The organism is Cellulomonas sp. P4_B5_2 (assembly GCF_056402235.1).
The window spans coordinates 1-2,116 of sequence record NZ_JBFUHU010000463.1 but is presented as its reverse complement, the minus strand read 5'-3'; the positions used below and the strand labels follow the sequence as shown (position 1 = coordinate 2,116).

Genomic DNA, 2,116 nt, shown 5'->3' with positions numbered 1-2,116 from the left:
GGTCCTCCTGCGCGTGGTGCGCAACGCGGAGCTGGAACCCGAGTCCGACGCGGACATCGCGGCGGTCCGCGACCTCGTCGTCGAGCACCGCGACGTGCTGGCCACGCCCGAGGGCAGGCGGACGCTCGTGGTCGAGAGCCTGCGGGTGGCCACCGAGAGCGACTTCGGCCGCATCGCCGGCTCGACCGCGTGGCGGGACCACCTGGCGCTGCGGGCCACCTGCTCGAGCCTGCCCCCCGGCGACCTGCGCGACGCCGTAGCCGCCGAGCTCGCCAGCTCCGAGCGGGCCTTCACCGACCGCCGCGCGCGTGTGTACGCGCGGCTCCCGGACGTGGTGGGCTACCGGCTCGTCCCGTGGCTCGACCCCGGCACCGGGTTCACGCTCATGGCCGAGGCGACGGGGGCGCTGATGAGCGGTCTCGTCGCCCGCGCCGCCATCGTCCCGCCACGACCACCGCGGCTCATGCGGGCGCTCGGGTCGACCACCGAGTCGCCGTGGACCACCGAGTCGTACGCGGTCGTCGCGACCGTGCTGTCCTACCTCGAGCCGGACCCCGACGTGGGGTGGGATGACGACCGGGTGGAGACCGCGATCGCGCGCTCGTTCGACCTCGAGGACGAGGCCCGGCGGCTCCGTGCGCACTGACCGGTGTGGCTACTGGTCCCAGACGACAGACGCGATCATCGCCTCGACGGTCTCGTAGTACTGCGCGGCCTCGGTCGGGTGGAGGTAGCCGAACGCGTAGGTGTAGCCGCCGTGATCGACCAGCCAGTCCGTGAGCCGAGGAACGGCGTCCGGGCCGAACGCGCGGTCCACGCGGACCGCCTCGCCGAACGGCGTGCTCACCAGCGCGGGGTTGAAGCTGGTCACGTCCTCGACGATGCCGATCTGGTCGGCGACCGCATCGCGTGGCCCGCCGACCGCCTCGGTGGAACCGAGGCACACCAAGAACGCGTGGTGCTCGGGGGCGAGCGTCACCGTGTACGACCCCGATCCGGGCACGTTGCGACTCTCCTCGGGCACCGGGGACGACAGCGAGAAGCCGGGGCAGTCCGCCGGGGTGACGTGCAGCGGGTGCGGCAGGGCCTGTGCTCCGTCGGCGGTCAGCGTCTCGGTCGTCCACAGGGCAGGGTTCGTACCCGGCTCGTCGCGAACCAGGAGTGCGGTCACCGTGGCACCGCTGGCCACGAGGAGAGTGCCGGCGACGATGGCGCCGATGGTCGTGCTGCGCATGGATCCCCCTCGAATCGGGGGAGAGCGTACGGGCGCGCGCGGGTGGTCACGGCCGGATCGAAGCCTTCTCACCCGTCCGGCCGACCTCCTGCCGCTCGCCGTCCGCCGCGCGTCGACGCGGAACCGTGCCTACGCTCGGACACTCAGCCGAGTTCGGGAGGACTACGCATGATCAAGCGAGTGGTGTTCGTCGCCGGCGTCTCCGCGGGGTACCTGCTCGGTACGCCGTCCGGGCGCCGCCAGCTGGAGAAGATGAAGGTCTGGGCGGGGGACGTCTGGCACGACCCGCGCGTGCAGGATTACGTGCAGGAGTACGAGGCGCAGGCGACCGCGTTCGCCAAGAAGCAGGGCGCCGCCGTGTGGGAGAAGGCGGTCGACACGGCCAAGAGCGCGGTCTCGTCGTCCACCACGAAGTACCCGACCGACGACTCGTCGCCGACCGTGGTCCAGCCGTTGATGGACGCGGACGACGCCAACCCCGGGCAGCGGTGAGCCCTACCCCGCTGCCGGCGGCTCCCGGTCAGGAGTCCGTCTGGGACTACCCGCGGCCGCCCCGGGCCGAGCCCACGTCCGAGCGGGTGGTCGTGACGCTGGACGGCGTCCCGGTCGCGACCACCACCGACGCGGTCCGCGTGCTCGAGACCAGCCACCCGCCGGTGTACTACCTGCCGTTCGACGCGTTCGAGCCGGGGGTGCTGGAGCCGGCGGTCGGCTCGTCGGTGTGCGAGTTCAAGGGTGTGGCGTCGTACGTGTCCCTGCGGGTCGGGGGGCGTCTGCTGTCGCGCGTCGGCTGGACCTACCCGGCGCCGCTGCCGGGGTACGAGTCGCTCGTCGACCGGGTGGCCCTGTACGCGACCGACCTGACCTGCACGGTGGACGGCG

Annotated in this window: 4 protein-coding genes; 3 read left to right on the top strand and 1 reads right to left on the bottom strand. The window is 72.7% G+C overall.

Going from position 1 to position 2,116, the window contains the following annotated elements; translation table 11 throughout:
• Positions 1-646, top strand: a 646-nt coding sequence (locus AC1DUQ_RS21140) for a hypothetical protein (protein WP_477074563.1), incomplete at its 5' end; no start/stop codon positions are given.
• A gap of 9 nt (positions 647-655) precedes the next feature.
• On the opposite strand, the gene AC1DUQ_RS21135 is transcribed toward AC1DUQ_RS21140, so the two are convergent.
• A complete protein-coding gene (locus AC1DUQ_RS21135) occupies positions 656-1,234 on the bottom strand; it encodes a hypothetical protein (RefSeq protein WP_477059760.1) in 579 nt (192 codons plus the stop codon).
• Positions 1,235-1,402: 168 nt separating this feature from the next.
• Between AC1DUQ_RS21135 and AC1DUQ_RS21130 the strand changes: the two genes are divergently transcribed.
• Positions 1,403-1,726, top strand: a complete 324-nt coding sequence (locus AC1DUQ_RS21130; RefSeq protein WP_477059761.1) for a YtxH domain-containing protein — start codon at positions 1,403-1,405, stop codon at positions 1,724-1,726.
• A partial coding sequence (locus AC1DUQ_RS21125; protein WP_477074562.1) for a DUF427 domain-containing protein occupies positions 1,723-2,116 on the top strand: 394 nt, incomplete at its 3' end. The genes AC1DUQ_RS21130 and AC1DUQ_RS21125, both read left to right, overlap by 4 nt.